Source organism: Pseudoalteromonas sp. SWXJ133, from assembly GCF_015864365.1.
Classification (GTDB): domain Bacteria; phylum Pseudomonadota; class Gammaproteobacteria; order Enterobacterales; family Alteromonadaceae; genus Pseudoalteromonas; species Pseudoalteromonas arctica.
This window is the reverse complement of sequence record NZ_JADYXJ010000001.1, coordinates 241272-259870: the sequence shown is the minus strand read 5'-3', so window position 1 is coordinate 259870 and position 18599 is coordinate 241272. Positions and strand designations below refer to the sequence as shown.

At 37.8% G+C, this 18599-nt stretch carries 20 protein-coding genes; 9 read left to right on the top strand and 11 right to left on the bottom strand.

Annotated features, from left to right (window positions below):
* The first annotated feature begins 275 nt into the window (after positions 1-275).
* Positions 276-1016, top strand: coding sequence for a glycosyltransferase family 2 protein (locus I6F40_RS01060; protein ID WP_166376218.1), 741 nt, complete (start codon positions 276-278; stop codon positions 1014-1016).
* Positions 1017-1127: 111 nt separating this feature from the next.
* The gene (gene icd, locus I6F40_RS01055) at positions 1128-2396 is read left to right on the top strand and encodes an NADP-dependent isocitrate dehydrogenase (protein WP_166376219.1); all 1269 of its coding nucleotides are present in this window, start codon (positions 1128-1130) and stop codon (positions 2394-2396) included.
* Between the two features lie 12 nt (positions 2397-2408).
* Here icd and I6F40_RS01050 read toward each other — a convergent pair whose 3' ends face one another.
* The 6 genes from I6F40_RS01050 to I6F40_RS01025 all read right to left on the bottom strand — a co-directional run bounded on the left by I6F40_RS01050 (position 2409) and on the right by I6F40_RS01025 (position 6044).
* Positions 2409-2840: a hypothetical protein gene (locus I6F40_RS01050; protein WP_166376220.1), complete on the bottom strand. Its 432-nt coding sequence runs from the start codon at positions 2838-2840 to the stop codon at positions 2409-2411.
* Positions 2841-3257: 417 nt separating this feature from the next.
* A complete protein-coding gene (locus I6F40_RS01045) occupies positions 3258-3464 on the bottom strand; it encodes a hypothetical protein (protein ID WP_008169332.1) in 207 nt (68 codons plus the stop codon).
* 29 nt (positions 3465-3493) lie between these two features.
* The gene (locus I6F40_RS01040) at positions 3494-3937 is read right to left on the bottom strand and encodes a GNAT family N-acetyltransferase (RefSeq protein ID WP_166376348.1); all 444 of its coding nucleotides are present in this window, start codon (positions 3935-3937) and stop codon (positions 3494-3496) included.
* Entirely contained in the window at positions 3921-4370 is a 450-nt protein-coding gene (locus I6F40_RS01035) for a hypothetical protein (protein WP_197192376.1), read from the bottom strand. Before I6F40_RS01035 ends, I6F40_RS01040 begins: the two co-directional genes overlap by 17 nt.
* Positions 4371-4457: 87 nt before the next feature.
* On the bottom strand, positions 4458-4790 hold the full coding sequence (locus I6F40_RS01030) for a hypothetical protein (protein ID WP_133120254.1): 333 nt from the start codon (positions 4788-4790) through the stop codon (positions 4458-4460).
* Between the two features lie 306 nt (positions 4791-5096).
* Positions 5097-6044 (bottom strand): LysR family transcriptional regulator, encoded by a 948-nt coding sequence (locus I6F40_RS01025; protein ID WP_166376221.1) that lies wholly within the window; start codon positions 6042-6044, stop codon positions 5097-5099.
* Positions 6045-6472: 428 nt separating this feature from the next.
* Here I6F40_RS01025 and aceK point away from each other — a divergent pair, with 428 nt between their 5' ends.
* From aceK to I6F40_RS01010, 3 genes are all read left to right on the top strand, one after another.
* A complete protein-coding gene (gene aceK / locus I6F40_RS01020; RefSeq protein WP_197192375.1) occupies positions 6473-8245 on the top strand; it encodes a bifunctional isocitrate dehydrogenase kinase/phosphatase in 1773 nt (590 codons plus the stop codon).
* 64 nt (positions 8246-8309) lie between these two features.
* Positions 8310-9272, top strand: coding sequence for a zinc-binding dehydrogenase (locus I6F40_RS01015; protein WP_166376223.1), 963 nt, complete (start codon positions 8310-8312; stop codon positions 9270-9272).
* A 104-nt stretch (positions 9273-9376) separates the two neighbouring features.
* Positions 9377-9628: a DUF2999 family protein gene (locus I6F40_RS01010; protein WP_008131476.1), complete on the top strand. Its 252-nt coding sequence runs from the start codon at positions 9377-9379 to the stop codon at positions 9626-9628.
* Positions 9629-9709: 81 nt separating this feature from the next.
* On the opposite strand, the gene I6F40_RS01005 is transcribed toward I6F40_RS01010, so the two are convergent.
* Positions 9710-10210, bottom strand: coding sequence for a fasciclin domain-containing protein (locus tag I6F40_RS01005; RefSeq protein WP_166376224.1), 501 nt, complete (start codon positions 10208-10210; stop codon positions 9710-9712).
* 184 nt (positions 10211-10394) lie between these two features.
* Between I6F40_RS01005 and lepB the strand changes: the two genes are divergently transcribed.
* The gene (gene lepB, locus I6F40_RS01000) at positions 10395-11045 is read left to right on the top strand and encodes a signal peptidase I (protein WP_166376225.1); all 651 of its coding nucleotides are present in this window, start codon (positions 10395-10397) and stop codon (positions 11043-11045) included.
* A gap of 24 nt (positions 11046-11069) precedes the next feature.
* Here lepB and I6F40_RS00995 read toward each other — a convergent pair whose 3' ends face one another.
* Complete coding sequence (locus I6F40_RS00995) at positions 11070-11750, bottom strand: flagellar brake domain-containing protein (protein WP_166376226.1); 681 nt, start codon at positions 11748-11750, stop codon at positions 11070-11072.
* A gap of 319 nt (positions 11751-12069) precedes the next feature.
* Positions 12070-14091, bottom strand: a complete 2022-nt coding sequence (gene metG, locus I6F40_RS00990; RefSeq protein WP_197192374.1) for a methionine--tRNA ligase — start codon at positions 14089-14091, stop codon at positions 12070-12072.
* A 187-nt stretch (positions 14092-14278) separates the two neighbouring features.
* On the opposite strand from metG, the gene apbC reads away from it, so the two are divergent.
* The gene (gene apbC, locus I6F40_RS00985; RefSeq protein WP_166376228.1) at positions 14279-15355 is read left to right on the top strand and encodes an iron-sulfur cluster carrier protein ApbC; all 1077 of its coding nucleotides are present in this window, start codon (positions 14279-14281) and stop codon (positions 15353-15355) included.
* A 6-nt stretch (positions 15356-15361) separates the two neighbouring features.
* Positions 15362-15946: a dCTP deaminase gene (dcd, locus tag I6F40_RS00980; RefSeq protein WP_007582539.1), complete on the top strand. Its 585-nt coding sequence runs from the start codon at positions 15362-15364 to the stop codon at positions 15944-15946.
* Between the two features lie 229 nt (positions 15947-16175).
* Here dcd and I6F40_RS00975 read toward each other — a convergent pair whose 3' ends face one another.
* Complete coding sequence (locus I6F40_RS00975) at positions 16176-17099, bottom strand: GlxA family transcriptional regulator (RefSeq protein ID WP_166376229.1); 924 nt, start codon at positions 17097-17099, stop codon at positions 16176-16178.
* 99 nt (positions 17100-17198) lie between these two features.
* On the opposite strand from I6F40_RS00975, the gene I6F40_RS00970 reads away from it, so the two are divergent.
* Positions 17199-17762: a cysteine hydrolase family protein gene (locus I6F40_RS00970; protein ID WP_010554235.1), complete on the top strand. Its 564-nt coding sequence runs from the start codon at positions 17199-17201 to the stop codon at positions 17760-17762.
* A 48-nt stretch (positions 17763-17810) separates the two neighbouring features.
* On the opposite strand, the gene I6F40_RS00965 is transcribed toward I6F40_RS00970, so the two are convergent.
* Complete coding sequence (locus I6F40_RS00965; RefSeq protein ID WP_166376349.1) at positions 17811-18593, bottom strand: CLCA_X family protein; 783 nt, start codon at positions 18591-18593, stop codon at positions 17811-17813.
* Positions 18594-18599: the final 6 nt, after the last annotated feature.

Here is an 18599-nt window from a genome sequence, read left to right as displayed (position 1 = left end):
TATTTAATCTATTTTTTAACTAATCATAAAGACTATACCAATAAAAGTTAAATATTGAATGATCGGAATTAAGCGTGTGATTAACGGGAATAATTGAGTTGTGGTTTAGCCGTTATGAATTTTTAATGCGATTAAATTACGTATAGGTTTCACTGTTTTTTTGCAAAAAATAGGTTTGTTAGATTTAAAATCAGTAAAAATTCAACAATTGCATTATTTAGCTATCTAATCAGTTTATAATGATGGCGCTATGTTAATTAATAAAAGGAAAGTCCGTGAAATTATCTGTTTGTATTATTTGTAAAAATGAAGAAAGTACACTTGAACGATGCTTAGAGTCGGTAAAGTGGGCTGATGAAATTATTGTACTTGATTCAGGCAGTACAGATGAAACATTGGCAATAGCTAAAAAATACACAGATAAAGTATTCATTCGTGCCGACTGGAAAGGGTTTGGTGAGCAACGCCAAAGAGCAGAAGCTTTAGCAAGTAACGACTGGATTTTTGCAATTGATTGTGACGAAGTTGTTAGTGATGAATTAGGTGCTGAGATACGAGATAATCTTGCTAAATGTAAAGAGAAAGACGTACTAGTACTTAATAGATTAACGCACTTTTGTGGTCAATTTATTCGTCATAGTGGGTGGTATCCAAGTTGTATTTCTCGTATCTACAATAAAAACACAACGAGTTACAATAATAATTTAGTACACGAATCGGTAGTAGTTAAAAGCTGTAACTTGATTAACTTAAAGGCTGATTTATTACACTTTCAATACGAAGATATTTTTGCATATATAAATAAAAGAAATAACTATGCCAATATTGGTGCAGATCAAATGATTAGGAAAGGCAAAAAATCGTCCATATTAAAAGCAATAAGCTCAGCAACATTTGCTTTTATTCGCCATTACTTTTTACGACTTGGCTTTTTAGATGGAAAAGCTGGTTTTGTAATTGCAGTAATACAAAGCCAATACAGTTTTAATAAATATTTATTTGCTACTTATAGATAAAAATAAAAGCTCTATATTTTTTAAACTAATAGTAACTATAAAAAAGTGAATACAGACACACCAAACTGATCATGCTTTAATGATATTAATAAAGCTTTGTAGGTGTTAGCAATGCAGTACCAACATATAAACGTACCAGAGCAAGGTCAAAACATAACAATAGATGAGCGCGGGGACTGGCAAATCCCGTTAGAACCTATCATTGCTTATATTGATGGCGATGGCGTGGGTCTAGATGTTATGCCGGTAATGCGCCACGTTGTTGATAATGCAATTGAGCATTGTTATAAAAGCGCACGGAAAATTCATTGGATGCAGGTTTATAATGGCGAGCAGGCCGCAAAGCTGTACGACGGTGATTGGTTTCCACAAGAAACAATTAACGCGGTACGTGCCTGTAAAATTGCCATAAAAGGGCCGTTAACCACACCACTGGGTGGTGGCTTTCGATCTCTTAATGTTGCACTCAGGCAAGAAATGGATTTGTTTGTAAATATGCGCACTATAAAAGGCTTTAGTGCACTCCCTTCTCCTTTAAAAAACCCTTTTTTAACAAACATAACAGTGCTTCGTGATAGTAGCGAAGACGTGTACTCAGGTATTGAGTGGCAAGCAGGCAGTGTAGAAAGTGAAAAAATGCTCGATTTTTTATGTGAGGAAATGGGCGTAACCCGCCTAAGGTTTTCACAAGAGTGCGGAATTGGTATTAAAAATATATCTAAAGAAGGCTCTGAGCGACTAATGCGCTTTGCAATTAACTATGCACTTAAAAACGATAGTGAATCATTAACGCTAGTACACAAAGGTAATGTACTTAAATTTACCGATGGTGCATTTAAGCGTTGGGGGTTTGCACTTGCACAAAACGAGTTTAATGCCACCGCACATGAAAATGGGCGTTGGTTGCAAATAGAGCGAGCACACCAAGCGCCCTTAATTATTAAAGAAGTCATAGCCGACAACATGCTGCAGCAATGTTTAATGCATCCAGAGCAATTTGATGTAGTGGTGACTACTAACCAAAATGGTGACTTTTTAGCGGATATGCTCAGTGCACAAGTTGGTGGTGTTGGCATAATGCCCGCTGCAAATTTAAATAACGATGTCGCATTTTTTGAGCCTACACACGGCACGTTTGAACGTATAGCAGGGCAAAATAAAGCAAACCCAAGTAGCAGTATTTTAAGTGCGGTATTAATGCTTAAATTTATGGGATGGGACGAGGCCGCATTACTCATAGAAAATGCGTTAGAGCAAACATTTAAAAGCGGTGAAGTAACCTTTGATTTAGCGCAAGAGCAGAGCGATAACTCAAGTATTCATAACTCGATAACCTTAACTTGTACTAGCTTTGCAAAGAAGGTTATCGAGCACTTTTAAATACATCCATTATTAAGCTGCTGAGGCAGTTTTTACTCTGTGCATACAAGGACGGTTGGTTAACTGCGCTGCACGATGATAAATCTCATGTGCTTGGGGTTCATCGCACTGCGTACCACTAAGCGTATCCATTAACGCAACAACAATAATTGCAGGAACTTGGCAGCAATATTCGTCTAAAACGGCTTCCGTAGTTTGTGCATCAACATGGCAAAGTGGATGATTTTTAAGTTGGTATGCATTTAATAATGTATCAACTTCTAATACATCATCTGGTTGATGTTTTGTTTTACGGCATTTACAACCAAACTCATCAACTAAAGTAGCTAACGCTTGGTAAGCTTCAGTGGTGTTAGCTTTGGTGCATAACTGCTCTTCAATGAACTGATGTAAGTTAGCATCGATGAATAATCCGTCTTGGCGTGTGAAAGAAGCTGTTGTCATAATAATTACTCTTAGTTTGTTGGCTTAACATCACTCTAGCGCTAAGTGTATTATTAATAAAATTGTTGTTTTCAATAACTGATATTGATTTTATCAATAGTAAGTTTTAAAACTAAATAAAAAATAGAAAACATATCTAAATAATACTAATTAATTTGGTGCAATGCGGTGAAAGTGTGCACAAAACTGGAACAAGGGGAGGAGTTAAGGAATAAAGAAGGAATTTTAGTTAATTGTTTTTATTGAATTTTAATTATTTTATGAAGTTGGTACTAAGCTTGCTAATAATACGCTGTAGGTAGATTCCTATATCGACGATTTCCAAAAGCGCCACGGTATTTTCCCAAAGTTGAATACCATGGCGCTTTTTTATTTTCACGTGTATTTTATTTAGCCGTCACAATAGCAATAACAATGTTAAATTTTAATAAAGTAGGGAATAGCCACTAAAATAGCGCCTACAATCAGTAGCATGCTAACACTGGTCATAAAGTACGGAAACACCAATAACGATAAACCAATACAAAGTGGTACTACGGCTTTTTTTCTTCGCCCGTAAGTAAGGTAGCCAATACCTATGCCGCCAAACAAAACACTCCACGCAATTATTGATGCACTATCCATTTATAAATTACCTATTTTGAAATACTGATTTAAATTACGACCGACATAGCCAGTTTTTCAATACCATGTGAAGGAGTCCATCTTTTAAATTCCACGAAGCCATGCTTTTTATATAAATTTATTGCAGGAGTATTAGCAACCGCAGTCTCCACTATTGCATGAGAAAAATCATCCATTGCTAAAACATAACTTATTAGCTTACTTGCGATACCTTTTTTAAAATGACTAGGATCAACGGTTAAACTACAGATATCTAAACACTCGTTGTTTGTATCTACTTCAATAACGGCTGCTAAACATTCATTTTCGCTGTAGCCATAAAAAGTTGTTTCTGACTTTTTTATACCTTTAATATTACGCGCTAAAGGAGAGAAGTTATGCGCGCCGATCAGTTTAGCCTCAATAGCATAGGATTTTTGAAAGACAGCAAAAATTATATTTGCAGTATTCTTATTATTAAGTTTGTTTATCATTATATTCTTTTTTAGAAAATAAAGTATGAATACCATATGCCGTAATAAAACCTCCGGCACCAATTGTGAAAAAAAGAAATAAATAAAACTTTTTCGGACTACTTTCTAAAGATGCCACTGTCGGCTCATTGTATCTCTTATAAATGACACCACTTTCGTAATTAAAATAGCTGCGTAAAAGAATAAACAAACCTAAAACAATACACAGGAGCGCTTTACTTACTTTCTTAGTGTTCTTTTTAGCTATTACTATTTGTTGCGCAGCTTTTGGCTCAGTACGACTTGGTTTAGCTAATTCATCTTTAAGGCGTTTGTAGTTCTCTGGATATTTATGTGAGTCAATACTTTCAAGTGCTTCGTTTAATTCACTAAGTGAATAAGCAGAGTAATCAATATTTATAATAATCTTCCTTAAAAGGCTCTTAAATAACATTTACACAGCAGGATTTTTAAGTTGTTGTTATTTAATGGTATTTTTACAATCCGATTAAGTTTATTTTAATGTAGCAAAGACTTGAGGTTAGTCACTTTTACTTTCATATTTAAACTCGAATGAAACTATTGCAGCCAATATACCTCCAGTCGCTAATATAGCAGCGCTAAATAACATCTCCCATAATAATTTTTTCAACAGTAGAGTCTGATGAATATTTGTAAATATAACGCTCCAAGTTTGTTCAAAGTTGTATAAATTAACAACTTCATGAACATCATATAAAAAAGTACCTAACCCATTCAAAAAGTATGCAAGAGCTATATAAACAAAAAATCGTGCAGTAAATAAGAGGGTTTTTAAATTATCAGTTTCAACTTTAGAGAAAGGAAGAAAGCTAATTTTGGTGACCTTGCTCATTATAAGTGAACACTTCAAATATAGGTATTGGTACATAAAATTCCATTTTTTAATATGTCTTAGGTTATTGATAACGAGTATCTAAAGTTATTGACTTTATATTACTAATTAAGAATAACGCAGTACCTATTTTGATTCAATTCTTCAGCGAACATTGTATTTGAGTTCTAGCTATTTCATTAGGTAGTTTTTAACTCAATGTATTTAAAATGCTAACCAAGCTATTAGCTCAAAATAAGATGATTCATTACATAGCACAGGCACTCGCATTAGGCTCTTGAGTAATAATCAAAGGTTTGCTCTTAATTACCTATCTGCAATCGTTTTAGCAAACGCTAATAATTCACGCCTTAACCATTGGTGTGCAGGCGCGTGGTGTAGTAGCGGGCTCCATATCATTTTTACCTCAATAGGCACTATTTGAAATGGTACAGGGCTGATTACTAAATCAGTATGAGAGGTTAACAATTTAGCCTGCCTGCGCGGTAGGGTGGCAATAAGTTGCTCTGATTGGCAAAGCAGGCTTGCGACCATGTAGTGGCGAGTAAAAACACGTATTTTACGGGTTTGCTCTAGTTGCCAAAGCGCTTCGTCTACCCAGCCTAATTTTTGCTTTCCCGATTTATTAGTAACAGCGGCCTCCGGCCCCCAACCTGCACGGTTTACCCAAATATGTTCTTTTTGTAAGTAGTCGTCTAACCCTGAATGTTGTAAAAATGTATTTTTAGGATGCGTTAAACAACAGTAGTTATCGCGCCAAACACTGGCCTGATGAAACGAGCGAGGGAGACCGTTAAAGCGGTTTATGGCTAAATCTATAGTGCCTTTTTCCATATCTTGTAGGTTTACGTCGCTTGGGCTCAATACATCAAAATTAATACCGGGGTTTTTACTAAGCTGCGCCGTTATAAAAGGGGCTATTAAGGTCGACTCTATATAGTCGTTTGCCATTATTCTAAACGTAACTTCAGCAGTTGCAGGGTTAAACTGCTCACTAGGCTGCGTAATAGCTTCAGCCATTTTTAATAGGGCCTCAACTTCAGGCTTTAATGAAAGTGCCTTTGCCGTTGGCGTCATAGAGCCTGCGGCACGCACCAGTAGCGGGTCGTCAAATAAATCGCGCAAACGTTTTAATGCGTTACTCATAGCCGGTTGAGTAAGAGCAAGTTTATTTGCAGCTTTGGAAACACTTTTTTCATCGATGAGTACATTTAAGTAAACTAACAAGTTGAGGTCGACGTTTCTTATATTCATATGGGCGTGTTGGCCTTTCAGGGTTGAAATTTGTTCAATGTAGGGGCGATTTAATCGCGGCGCGAGGTTTGCCACCTAGTGGACTAAGTAAAAATCGAGCAAAGCTTCCGCGCCCTGCTCACGCCCCTTACCGACATCCATGTAGGCAACAAAGAGTTAATCGTCCCTAGAAAGAACCCTATGGGCAGTGTGTATTTGGCCTTTATGCAGCGTTAAAGTACATTTATGGGGAGTAACCACACTGCATGTACTTTGCCTTGCTTAAAAACCAAATACACGGCTGCAAAATTAACCTCGAAAGGTTAATACGCCCAATAAATGCTATTTATATACTTTATTAATTATCTAAATTAAAGCCTGCTTGCTAAGGTGTAAACCATTAATAAAAAATAACCGCCATAACTGGCATCAATATAAGTGCTGTATTTATGCAAAATAGGCTAACAAATCAATCTAATAATGCGCTACAACACGTAGTAGCCAGTAAGCTTGCACGATCTGTTTTTGCTGGATTTGAGGCGATGTTTTCGCAATTTTTAAATATTACACTGGGTGCACAAAGCCGGTTTGAGCAACAACAGTATCACAGTGTACAAAGTGCTATGCGTGAACGTTTACAGGTATATGAGCGCGAAGTAAAAAACGTGAGTGAAGCCGTGAGAGTTGTTGCTTACGCTGAACTTACTTGCCCGCAAATGTGGCAATTAGCTAAAAATATTTACGGCGATATGGTACAAAATCACGAAAATAAACCCATTGCCCATACCTTTTTTAACTCAACGTTTGGGGCAATTTGGGACGATAAAAAGATTCGTACTGTGCATTTGTTTGTATTAAAAGCAAAGTATCGTAGTGAGCCACGCTCTTATGAAAGCTTAGTGAGTAGGGTATCGCTACATAATGGGTTTAATAACGCCGTTAAAACGCTTATCACTAATCAAGTATTTAGAGTGCTGTTTAGTAATTTAGAACGCGATGTAGCCACATTACAAAGTACGTTAATGCAAGGCGCTAAGCAGCAATGCAAACAGGTGTACGAACTTATAAATTTAAACGACGGTTATATTGAATACGCCAACTCATTATTTTTTAGAAACAAAGCCTGTTATTTAATTGGGCGCTGCATTGCTAAAAATGGCGACAACATGCCTTTTGCCATTGCTATTTTAAATACCGATGAGGGACTAAAGCTTGATGCTGTAATGATGGGCGCCGATCAATTAAGTTTATTATTTGGTTTTGCACGCACCTATTTTATGGTTGATACCGATAAGCCCGCTCGTTATGTAGATTACTTAAGTGTGTTAATGCCACATAAACAACGCTTTGAGTTATTTAACGCCATTGGTTTTATAAAGCACGCCAAAACTGAGTTTTATCGACACAAGGTTGATACGACTAAAAATAGTCCAGCCAACTTTAAGTATGTTACAGCAGCAGGGACGCCAGGTATGGTAATGCTGGTATTTACTATTGAAGGGCTAGATTACGTTTATAAAGTAATTAAAGACAAATTTAGTGCGCCAAAAACAGCCACCAAAGCACAAGTGAAAGAAAAGTATAACTTTGTAAAACAAGCCGATAGGGTTGGTCGTTTGGTAGACACACACGAATTTAGATATTTAGCGTTTGATTTAAGCCGTTTTAGCGATGAACTGCTTGAGCAGATGAAAAGCCAAATTGGCAGCAGCATGGTTATATCTGGCAAGGCACTTATTTTAAAGCACGTTTATGTTGAGCGTAAAATGACCCCGCTTAATTTATATATTAACCAATGCGATAACAAAACCTTAGAGAGAGTTATGCATGATTACGGTAAAGCAATTAAAGAATTAGCCGGTGCTAATATATTTCCGGGCGACATGCTAATGAAAAACTTTGGCGTAACGCGATGGGGGCGAGTGGTGTTTTACGACTTTGACGAAATTTGCCCACTAACCGATTGCAACTTTAGAGAGGTGCCACAAACCCAAAATGCACTTGAAGAGCTAAGTAGTAACTCGTATTTTGATATAGCTGAAAACGATATATTTCCGAGCCAATTTAAGGTGTTTTTTAGCGCCAACGAGATTGCGTTTAATTATTTTAATAATGAGCACAGTAACTTGTTTTTAGCGACGTTTTGGCAAGGTTGTCAGCAACAAGTACACAATGGTTATCTACCCGATGTTTATCCTTACAAACAAAGTTGGCGCTTTTGAGGTTGTTTGAATCTGTGTTCATCCCCATCTATATGTTATTACAGTTTTTAAACTTGGAGCAACAATGAAATATATTTCTCATGAAGATGGTAATCTTGCATTTAGTGAAACCGAAAAGCCGGTTTTAAAGAGCCATGAAGTACTTGTTAAAGTTGCAGCAATAGGTGTAAACCGTGCAGACAGTATGCAGCGCCAAGGTAAATACCCGGCCCCTGCGGGAGATAGCCCTATTTTAGGTTTAGAATGTGCCGGTGTTGTTAGCGATATTGGCGGTAAAGTTGATAGAGTTTGGCTTAATAAGCGTGTTTTTGCCTTGTGTTCTGGTGGCGCTTACAGTGAATATGTAGCCGTTGATGCAAAGCAGCTTATGGAATTACCCGATGATGTAACAATGGCTGAAGGCGCTGCAATAAGCGAAGTGTACCTAACAGCATTTGGCGCGTTATTTGAGCTTGGTAAATTGCAAAAAGGGCAAACAGCGCTCATTCATGCAGGTGCTAGTGGTGTGGGCGGTGCCGCAATTCAAATGGCTAAAAGCGCAGGTGCTACCGTAGTTATTACTGCCGGTACGGATGACAAATGCCAACACGCAAAAGAACTCGGTGCCGATCATGCAATTAACTACAAAACTACCGACTTTGTAGAATATATGAAAGCAAATGAGTTAACAGCAAATGCAATTGTAGATCCTGTTTCGGGGAGTTACTTAAATAAAAATGCCGCTATTGCAGCGATGGATTGCCAAATTGTAATGCTTGCATTTTTAGATGGACGTTTTGCAGAAGTTGATTTTGCCGCGCTTTTACGCAAACGTATTTCGTTTCATGCCTCAACGCTTAGAAATCGTAGTATTGAGTTTAAACGCCAAGTACGCGACGACTTTGTAGCACGCTTTTACAATGATATTGCCACTAAAAAGTACGACTTTAATTTGTATAAAACATTGCCTTGGAGCGACGCAAACGAAGCCCATGCTATTTTAGAGCGTAATGAAAACGCAGGAAAAGTGATTTTACTTGTAGAATAACCATGAAATATAACACTGAGACGTGTGTTGACGTTGTTAATGCATGGCTCAGCTAATATAATTTAGTAAATATAAAATACGTACAAAAACACACAAGGTTAAAAATGAACCCAATTATTGCAATTTTAAAAGAGCACAACGTAAGCGACGAAAAAGTAAAAGCATTGTTTGAAGCGTTTACTCAAAACCCAATGATGGCAATGGCGCTTGTTCAAGAGCTTGGTATTCCGCCAGAAAAACTACAGCAACTAATGGCAGTCGTAATGACTCAACCGCACCTTATTAAAGAAGCGACTGACGAACTTGGTTTAGATTTTGAAAAAGTAAAAGAAGCGAAAGAAAAACTAAATCAATAATTTGTTATGTGATGAAACAAAAATAAATAAAAAAGCATAAGTATTTACTTATGCTTTTTTATTTGGCTTATTCTTTTATGACTACTCTTTTGGAAGTAGTACGGTGTCGATAACATGAATTACGCCGTTGCTTGCTTTTACATCAGCTTTTACAACTTTAGCGTCATTTATCATTACGCCCATGCTGTCGGCTTTAACCATAACTGATTGGCCTTGTAATGTTTTCGCACTATCTACCTTCATTACATCGGCTGCCATCACTTTTCCAGACACTACATGATAAGTTAATATCGCCGTTAGCTTGTCTTTGTTTTCAGGCTTGAGTAGCATTTCTACAGTGCCTTCAGGCAGTTTTGAAAATGCAGCGTCTGTTGGTGCAAAAATAGTAAAGGGTCCTTTACCTTGTAGCGTTTCAACTAAACCTGCGGCTTTAACAGCGGCAACAAGAGTAGTGAACGAACCATTTTCAACGGCTACTTCAACAACATCTTTTTTCATACCATGATGATCAGCATAAGCCATTGTAGTAAATCCAAGGCTTGCAGTTGTAAACAATAATGCAGTAGTAATTTTCTTAAACATTTTATTTTCCTTTAAGTTAATACCCGTTGGTTTCATTAAATGTTACGGCGCTTTAAATTTAATCGATCAATTAAAATTAAGTAGTAAACATGTTTTGTTACATCCTTAATTGAACTGCTGCTTATTAGTAAAGTCATATAAACACTTACTCAATTAAAGACTTGTTAAATTAAAAGGATTAGGCATGAAACCAGTTTATAATTTTTGGAAAAACAATCGTTCTCTCATCGTATTTATTGCACTAATGAGCGTATTTAGAAGCGCTGTTGCCGATTGGTACGAAGTGCCTACAGGCTCAATGAAACCGACCATTAAAGAGGGTGATAGGATTCTTACTGATAAAATGGCTTACGACTTACGTATTCCTTTTACGCACATACCGCTTTTTAAATTAAGCGATCCGAAAACTGGCGATATTATCGTGTTTGACTCACAAGCTGCCGATAATCGTTTAATTAAGCGTGTAATTGGTGTGCCAGGAGATACCGTGGCGCTTGAAAATAATGAGCTCGTTATTAATGGTAAAAAGCTTAATTATGCGGATCAGCGCAGCAACATAGATTCGCTTGATAAAATTGAAGATTTAAACGGATTAGAGCATTCGATAAGAGTGGCGAATATTCCTTCGCGTTTATCGGGGTTTGACGAAATAACAATTCCTGATGATTATTATTTAGCAATGGGCGATAACCGGGATAATAGTGCAGACTCTCGTGTAATAGGTTTAATTCCGCGAGATGAGTTATTGGGAAAAGCAGAGCGCGTTATAGTATCGCTTGATTACGATAACTACTACCTACCAAGAAAAGGCAGGCTATTAACGCCATTAAAGTAAAAATATATTTAGATTAAATAGAATTTAATCAGCATCTATAGAGTATGCATCGAGTAATTCGTGCAGCTTAATTTGTTCTTCAGGAGAAAATTCTATACCAACATTTAATTTATTATCTTTCATTTGATTGTTTCTTATGAAGGATCTGATTATTACTGGTTTACTATCTAGTGGTGAAATAATGTGCACGAACACTTGTCGCCTTTTTAAAGCTAAAAATCCAGAGCTTACATGGATAACAAAGCGACAACCACTGGGAGATATATCAATTATTAATCCGTGTAACAAACTTTCGCTTTCTGAATCATAGTCTTTAGTTAAGCTTATTTTAGCTGGAATGTGAGTTCTAAGCCGACTTATTTCTCTAAGCTGTCTACTTTCAATGTTTTTAGGGTAGGCTAGATAAATCAACCTTTCTGGGCGAAAAGAAATTGCAAGTATGTTTGTAGAAAATGCTATACATTCGCCTCGTTCATCTTCAATAATATATCTAACAATTGCTCCATTACCTTCAGTAAGAACATCTTTATAATCGTTCTTACCAGCTTGAGCTGGGTACTTTAAAATTAAGTACTTACCCACATCATAACCAATAAGTGTTAGTTTAAAACGCACTTGAATAGGGTTATTTAATTGAATGTCGATCAGTTTCCCTGGCAACAAATCTAAGAAAAACTTTTTATTTTTATCAGGTAAGTTCTCCACTACATTGCCCCCTCTTCACAAGTATATGTTTCATATGGTTATTTTATCTTTGCAGTAATATCTAGCACTAATAACTTTAGCACGTTGTCTAGTTTATCTTGTTTAAATTTTTCAGGAAAGATAAATGCTATAAATTCTGAATGAATCCGCGTTATTATAACGTTTATGCCTTTTATTGAAATGGATTTATAGAAGGTGCTTTAAACTATTCGTATTTACTGGCCTTATAAAAAATTTAATTTAGTAAAAGTTGGAGACTTTTTATTCATAAAAAAGCCGCTGAATAATCAACGGCTTTCAGTTTATAAAAAGTACTAGCTTACATTACACGCATACCAGGCTCTGAGCCGTCATCTGGGTTAAGAATATAAATTTCTTTTCCGCCAGGACCTGCTGCTAATACCATGCCCTCAGACATACCAAAGCGCATTTTACGAGGCTTAAGGTTAGCGACCATAACGGTTAACTTACCTTCAAGATCCTCTGGTGCGTAAGCCGATTTAATACCCGCAAACACTTGGCGAGTTTCGCCGCCTAAATCAAGTGTTAGCTTAAGTAGTTTATCGGCGCCTTCTACGTGCTCTGCTTTAGCAATTTTAGCTACGCGCAAGTCTACTTTTGCAAAGTCATCAAATTCTATTTCGTCGCTAATCGGCTCTTTTGCAAGTGGGCTGTTAGGGTCAATAGTTACTTTTGGCGCTAAGCTTTCTTTAGATTCTTCAACCATTTTATTTACTTTATCCATTTCAACACGTTGCATTAACGGTTTAAATTTATTGATAGAGTGGCTTACTAGTGCTTTTTGAACGCTGTCCCATGCAAGGTCGTCATTTAAAAACGCTTGTACGTTGTCGGCCATTTCGGGTAGCACGGGTTTTAAGTAAGTAATTAAAACGCGGAATAAGTTAAGACCAAGAGAGCACACTTCGTGTGCTTCTTGTTGCTTAGTTTCGTCTTTAATTAATACCCAAGGTGCTGCGCCATCAATAAATTGGTTTGCTTTGTCGGCAAGCGCCATTATTTCGCGAATTGCGCGGCTGTAATCGCGGTTCTCGTAGTGTGTTGTAATGCTAGGGGCAGCCGCTTGAAATTCAGCTAACAGCTCTGGTTGCATAATAGTGCTGCTTAGCTTGCCATCAAACTTTTTAGTAATAAAGCCAGCACAACGGCTCGCTATGTTTACTACTTTACCTACTAGGTCTGAATTTACGCGCTGTGCAAAGTCTTCTAGGTTTAAATCAAGGTCAACAATACCGCTGCTTAATTTTGCTGCGTAGTAGTAACGTAAGTACTCTGGGTTTAAGTTATCTAAATAAGTACGCGCTTTAATAAACGTACCCTTTGATTTAGACATTTTTTCGCCATTTACAGTGACAAAACCATGAGCGAATACGTTAGTTGGCTTTCTAAAATTAGCACCTTCTAGCATTGCTGGCCAAAATAAGCTGTGGAAATAAATGATATCTTTACCAATAAAGTGATAAAGCTCAGCGTCTGAACCTTCAGCCCAAAATTCATCAAAGTTGATGCCTTTTTTGTCACACAGGTTTTTAAAGCTCGCCATGTAACCAATAGGTGCATCTAACCAAACGTAAAAATATTTGCCCGGTGCATTTGGAATTTCAAAACCAAAGTAAGGCGCATCACGGCTAATATCCCACTGTTGCAAGCCATCGGTAAACCATTCGTCTAGCTTGTTAGCCATTTCTTGTTGAATAGTGCCCGAGTGTAACCACTCTTTTAACATGCCTTCAAATGCTGGCAGGTCAAAAAAGTAATGCTCAGAATCTTTAAGTACAGGCTCAGCACCCGACATTACAGAACGCGGATTAATGAGTTCGGTTGGGCTGTATGTAGCACCACACGAATCACAACTGTCGCCGTTTTGGTTTTCAGACTTACACGTTGGGCAAGTACCTGTTACAAAACGATCGGGTAAGAAAATACCTTTTTCTGGATCGAATAATTGCGAAATAGTGTGCTTTTTAATATGACCGGCATCGTTTAGGCGGTTATAAATAAGTTCGCTTAATTCTTTGTTTTCTTGGCTATGCGTGCTGTAGTAGTTATCAAATTTGATATTAAAGTCAGCGAAGTCGCGTTGGCGCTCTATGCTCACTTGTTTTACCATTTCTTCAGGCGTGATCCCTTGCTTTTGCGCATTAAGCATAATTGGCGTGCCGTGGGCATCGTCTGCGCAAACATAATAAGCTTCGTGGCCCTGTAGTTTTTGAAAACGTGACCAAATATCAGTTTGAATATATTCCAATAAATGACCTAAGTGAGTAGGGCCATTTGCATAAGGTAATGCGCTGGTAATCAGGATCTTTCGCTGCGTCATAATCATTCCGAATTGAGGATAAAACGCCGTTTTTATTATACAAACGGCAATTATCATTAATTTATCTACAAGCTATCTGCTTAGAGTGCGCACAGCTTATGGATTTTTATTAATTGACTGGTGTTAATGCCCTGAATGTTACATAATTCCGTGGCACTTTTCATCAAAGAAACGCTATTTAATTGCTATGTTTGGACTGTCGAAACTATTCTCTTCTAAATCGGTGCAAAAACAACCGATTATTACTGCCTTAGCGGCATATCGTAGTGCGGCTTTTGCCGTCGGTATTGACGAAAGCTTCATTGATACTATTACTCAAAATGACGATAAATCACTACACATTAAATTAACCCTGCCATTTGCTGGGCAATCAGAAATGCCTTTAGTTGAGCAACACGTAAGTGAAAGCTTAAATGTGCCTGTAACAATTAGCGCCAAGGTTATCATTAAAGAGGCAGCTAAGTTTAAGGTGATTAAACATATTGTGCTTATTGCCTCAGGCAAAGGCGGAGTAGGTAAGTCGACTACTGCCGTTAACTTGGCGGGCGCGCTTAAAAATGAGGGCGCAAAGGTCGGTATTTTAGACGCTGATATTTATGGCCCATCTATTCCAATGCTTTTAGGCTTGGTGGGCGCAGAGCCCGTCACTAAAGATAACAAACAGCTACAGCCTTTTGATGCAAACGGCATTAAAGCGCAATCTATTGGCTTTTTAGTCCCAAGCGATGATGCCACCGTATGGCGCGGGCCAATGGCTTCAGGCGCGCTTAGCCAATTGCTTAACGAGACTGATTGGGGCGAGCTTGATTACTTAATTGTGGATATGCCACCGGGCACTGGTGATATTCAACTTACAATGAGCCAAAAAGTACCAGCGAGCGGTACTGTTATTGTCACTACACCGCAAGACTTAGCCCTAGCCGATGCGCAAAAAGGCATTGCTATGTTTAATAAAGTAAACGTGCCAGTGCTGGGCTTAATTGAAAACATGAGTTATTACATTTGCAGCCACTGCGGTGAAGCTAACCACGTATTTGGTAAAGACGGCGCACAAAAACTGGCGCACAAGCACGGCGTACCCGTACTTAGCCATATTCCTCTTGCAATAGATATACGCGAGTATTCTGAGCAAGGAAAACTTATTGCCAACGATAACGACGCGGCAATAAGCAAAACATACAGCGCAGCAGCGAGGCTTATAGCCAGCACGCTCTATTATCAACAGCATCACAATGCAATTGAAATTGTGATTACAGAAGATTAATAAATAATGAGACTTTCAGACACACATATTAATGAATACCTAAGCGATGGTCGCATTGTTATTGAGCCTGCGCCAACAAGTGACATGATTTCAGGTGTAACTGCCGATTTGCGATTAGGTAATAAATTCAGAACTTTTAATGCACACAACGCGGCATACGTCGATTTAAGTGGTCCAAAAGATCAGCTAAATAAAGCCATGGAATCAATCATGAGTGAAGAAATAGTGCTTGATGAAGGTGAAGCATTTTTTTTACACCCAGGTGAACTTGCTCTAGCTATAACACACGAAAAAGTAACTCTGCCAGCAGACATAGTAGGGTGGTTAGATGGACGCTCATCGCTAGCACGTTTAGGTTTAATGGTGCATGTAACTGCGCACCGAATCGACCCAGGCTGGAGCGGTAATATTGTTTTAGAGTTTTACAACTCAGGTAAATTACCACTGGCGCTTCGCCCACTGATGAAAATTGGGGCTATGAGCTTTGAAATGCTATCGGGCCCGTGTGAAAACCCATACAACATCCGTAAAGATGCAAAATATAAAGATCAAAACAGTGCAGTAGCAAGTCGTATTAGTGACGATAAGTAATCACCAAATATAGACATTACTCGTCTATTTTATGAAGCGCATAACCCAGTAGTTCAAATTACTGGTTAAGCGCTTCATTTGCTTTATTAAGCGGGTGCAACAAGTTTGCTAAGTATAAAGATGAAATTTTTATACCTTTAATTCAATATTTACAATAATAGCCATTTATTTTAATAGTGAAGTGAGAATACAACGGTAATTAATGATTCTTCCCTTTGGTACTATCTATTCAAACAAATCTTTCTTTAAACGCCGTAGGGCTTAATCCGATTATCTTAATAAATACTTTGCGAAAACTGTTTACATCGTCATAGCCAATATTCAGAGCCACTCGCTCAAAACTGTGAGTGGTCGATTCTAATAGCTCACATGCCTTTTGCACTCTTATTTTTTGAATATACTGTATCGGCTTTAATGTTGTGGCATGGGTAAATTGTCGAAGAAATGTTCGCTCGCTCATACAGGCCAAAGCAGCTAGTACAGAAACATTCAGTGTTTTACTATAATTTGCTTGAATGAAATGCTGAACTAGTAATATTTGTTTATTCCCGTGATTAAGTTTTGGCGAAAAACTACCGTAATAGCGTTGTTCTCTTTTACCCGTATCAACGATAAGAAACTTTCCAAGTGTACGCATAACGTGTGGTTTTGTGAATTGAGCCACGATTTCTAGCCCTAGATCAATCCATGACATCAGCCCACCTGCGCTAATAATATCACCGTCATTAATTAGTAAACTTTCAATCTCAAGAGATACTTTGGGGAATGCCTCATGAAATTCATCAGCTAATTGCCAATGTGTTGTAGCAACACGATTATCTAATAAGCCTGTGCTGGCAAGTATGAATGTACCGGCGCAAGCAGAGCATAATATAGTCCCTTTTCGATGAGCCTCATTAAGATATTGCAACAATCTGGGTTGCGGTGTGTAGTAATAATCACCATCTAAGTTTGGTGGGAGAATAATAATATCACTTTGGCTCATCCCATCTAAATCTATATCGGGCTGAATGACCTTTACAGAGAACTGAACTTCAAGCTGGCTTTCTATAACTATTCTGTTTGCCAAAAAAAATAACTCTTTAAAGCCTTGTACTGCACTTTGTAGGGCGTTGGGGTAGTCGATAATTGTGATCTGAACATGCTTTGTCATTTTTAAACTGATTTATGGCTATTTCGCCATCGGTGTAATGAGTTGATGTTTTGCATAATAGTCTCAACAGATAACCTAAACAACATAAGAGAGATTATTATGTCTAACATAGCATTACTACTTATTGATTTACAAAACGATTATTACTCTACATTCGAAGGAGCTAAATGGCCTCTGTCTGGAACTGAAAAAGCCTCAGAAAATGCAGCAATACTACTAGCTCAATTTCGTGATAATGGTATGCCTGTAGTTCATGTTCGTCATGAGTTTCCTTCTGACGAGGCTCCGTTCTTTGTGCCTAACTCTGATGGTGCGAAAATCCATCCTACGGTTACTCCAATTGAAGGTGAGCCGGTCGTTTTAAAGCATCAAATAAATAGTTTTCGTGATACTGATTTACAAAGAGTACTAGAAGAGCTCAACGTTGAAAGGTTGATTATTGTTGGTGCTATGAGCCATATGTGTATTGATGCTGTCACTCGTGCTGCAGTAGATTTTGGCTATGAATGTCATGTAGCACATGATGCTTGTGCTACATTAGATCTTGAATTTAATGGGGTGGTAGTATCTGCACATAATGTTCATCATGCATTTATGGCTGCATTGAGCTTTGGTTATTGTAATGTTCAGAGCACAAACAAATTACTAGATTTAGTTCGCTAACCATTAGTACAGGTAATGGTTTAGCTAAGCATCACTTTATGAGCTGATTTAATCCATTTTATGAAGCGCATAACCCAGTAGTGCAAAATACTGGTTAAGCGCTTCATTTGCTTTATTAATATGCTCAACATTTGGGTATATTAAATTACTACTTTGTAAGCCCCCCACTAAAAAGCTATTTTTTATATTTGAATGCTGCTCAATACAGGCTTCAAAACAACGTGCGGCAAGCTCCTCTGGCATACTCATATAATTCATATTGTGAGCTTTATCGTGTTCTATGCATGTTTGTACAAAGTTATTAGCATCAACGCCGTGCTCATCTAAAAATACATTTTTATAAAAACTGTTCAAAGCATTATTAAGTGGGTGCGATAAATTAGGCGTGTTTGAAAGCCATAATTTTGAGGCAAAACCAAATCGTGGTTTTGCTGCAAATAAATGCTCGCTTATATGATGGTCAAACGCATGAAACCATTCGTGAGCAAGTGCACCACCGCCTGCATTTTTTGCAAGGGCAAGCGTTTGAGAAGCTGCATTATAATGCGCTTGTACACCTTTTTGACCGCCATGACCAAATGCAAAATTAAGTTTGCCACGAAGGCCAATAGCTTTGGGCGGTAAATGCAGTATTTGTGCAAGGTCGGCCAGTGCATCGTAAATTAAATTAGCGCTAATGTAGCGCTCTTCTTTAGTTACCCATTTACCAACGACCATTGACCTAAAGCCAAAGGTATCTCTTATATCGCTAAAGTCGACTTGGTCGTCAAAGCGATAGTCGGGGCCTTGGCGGGTAAAGCCACGTTTTAGCCTGTTAGGGTAGTTACGCATTGCAAG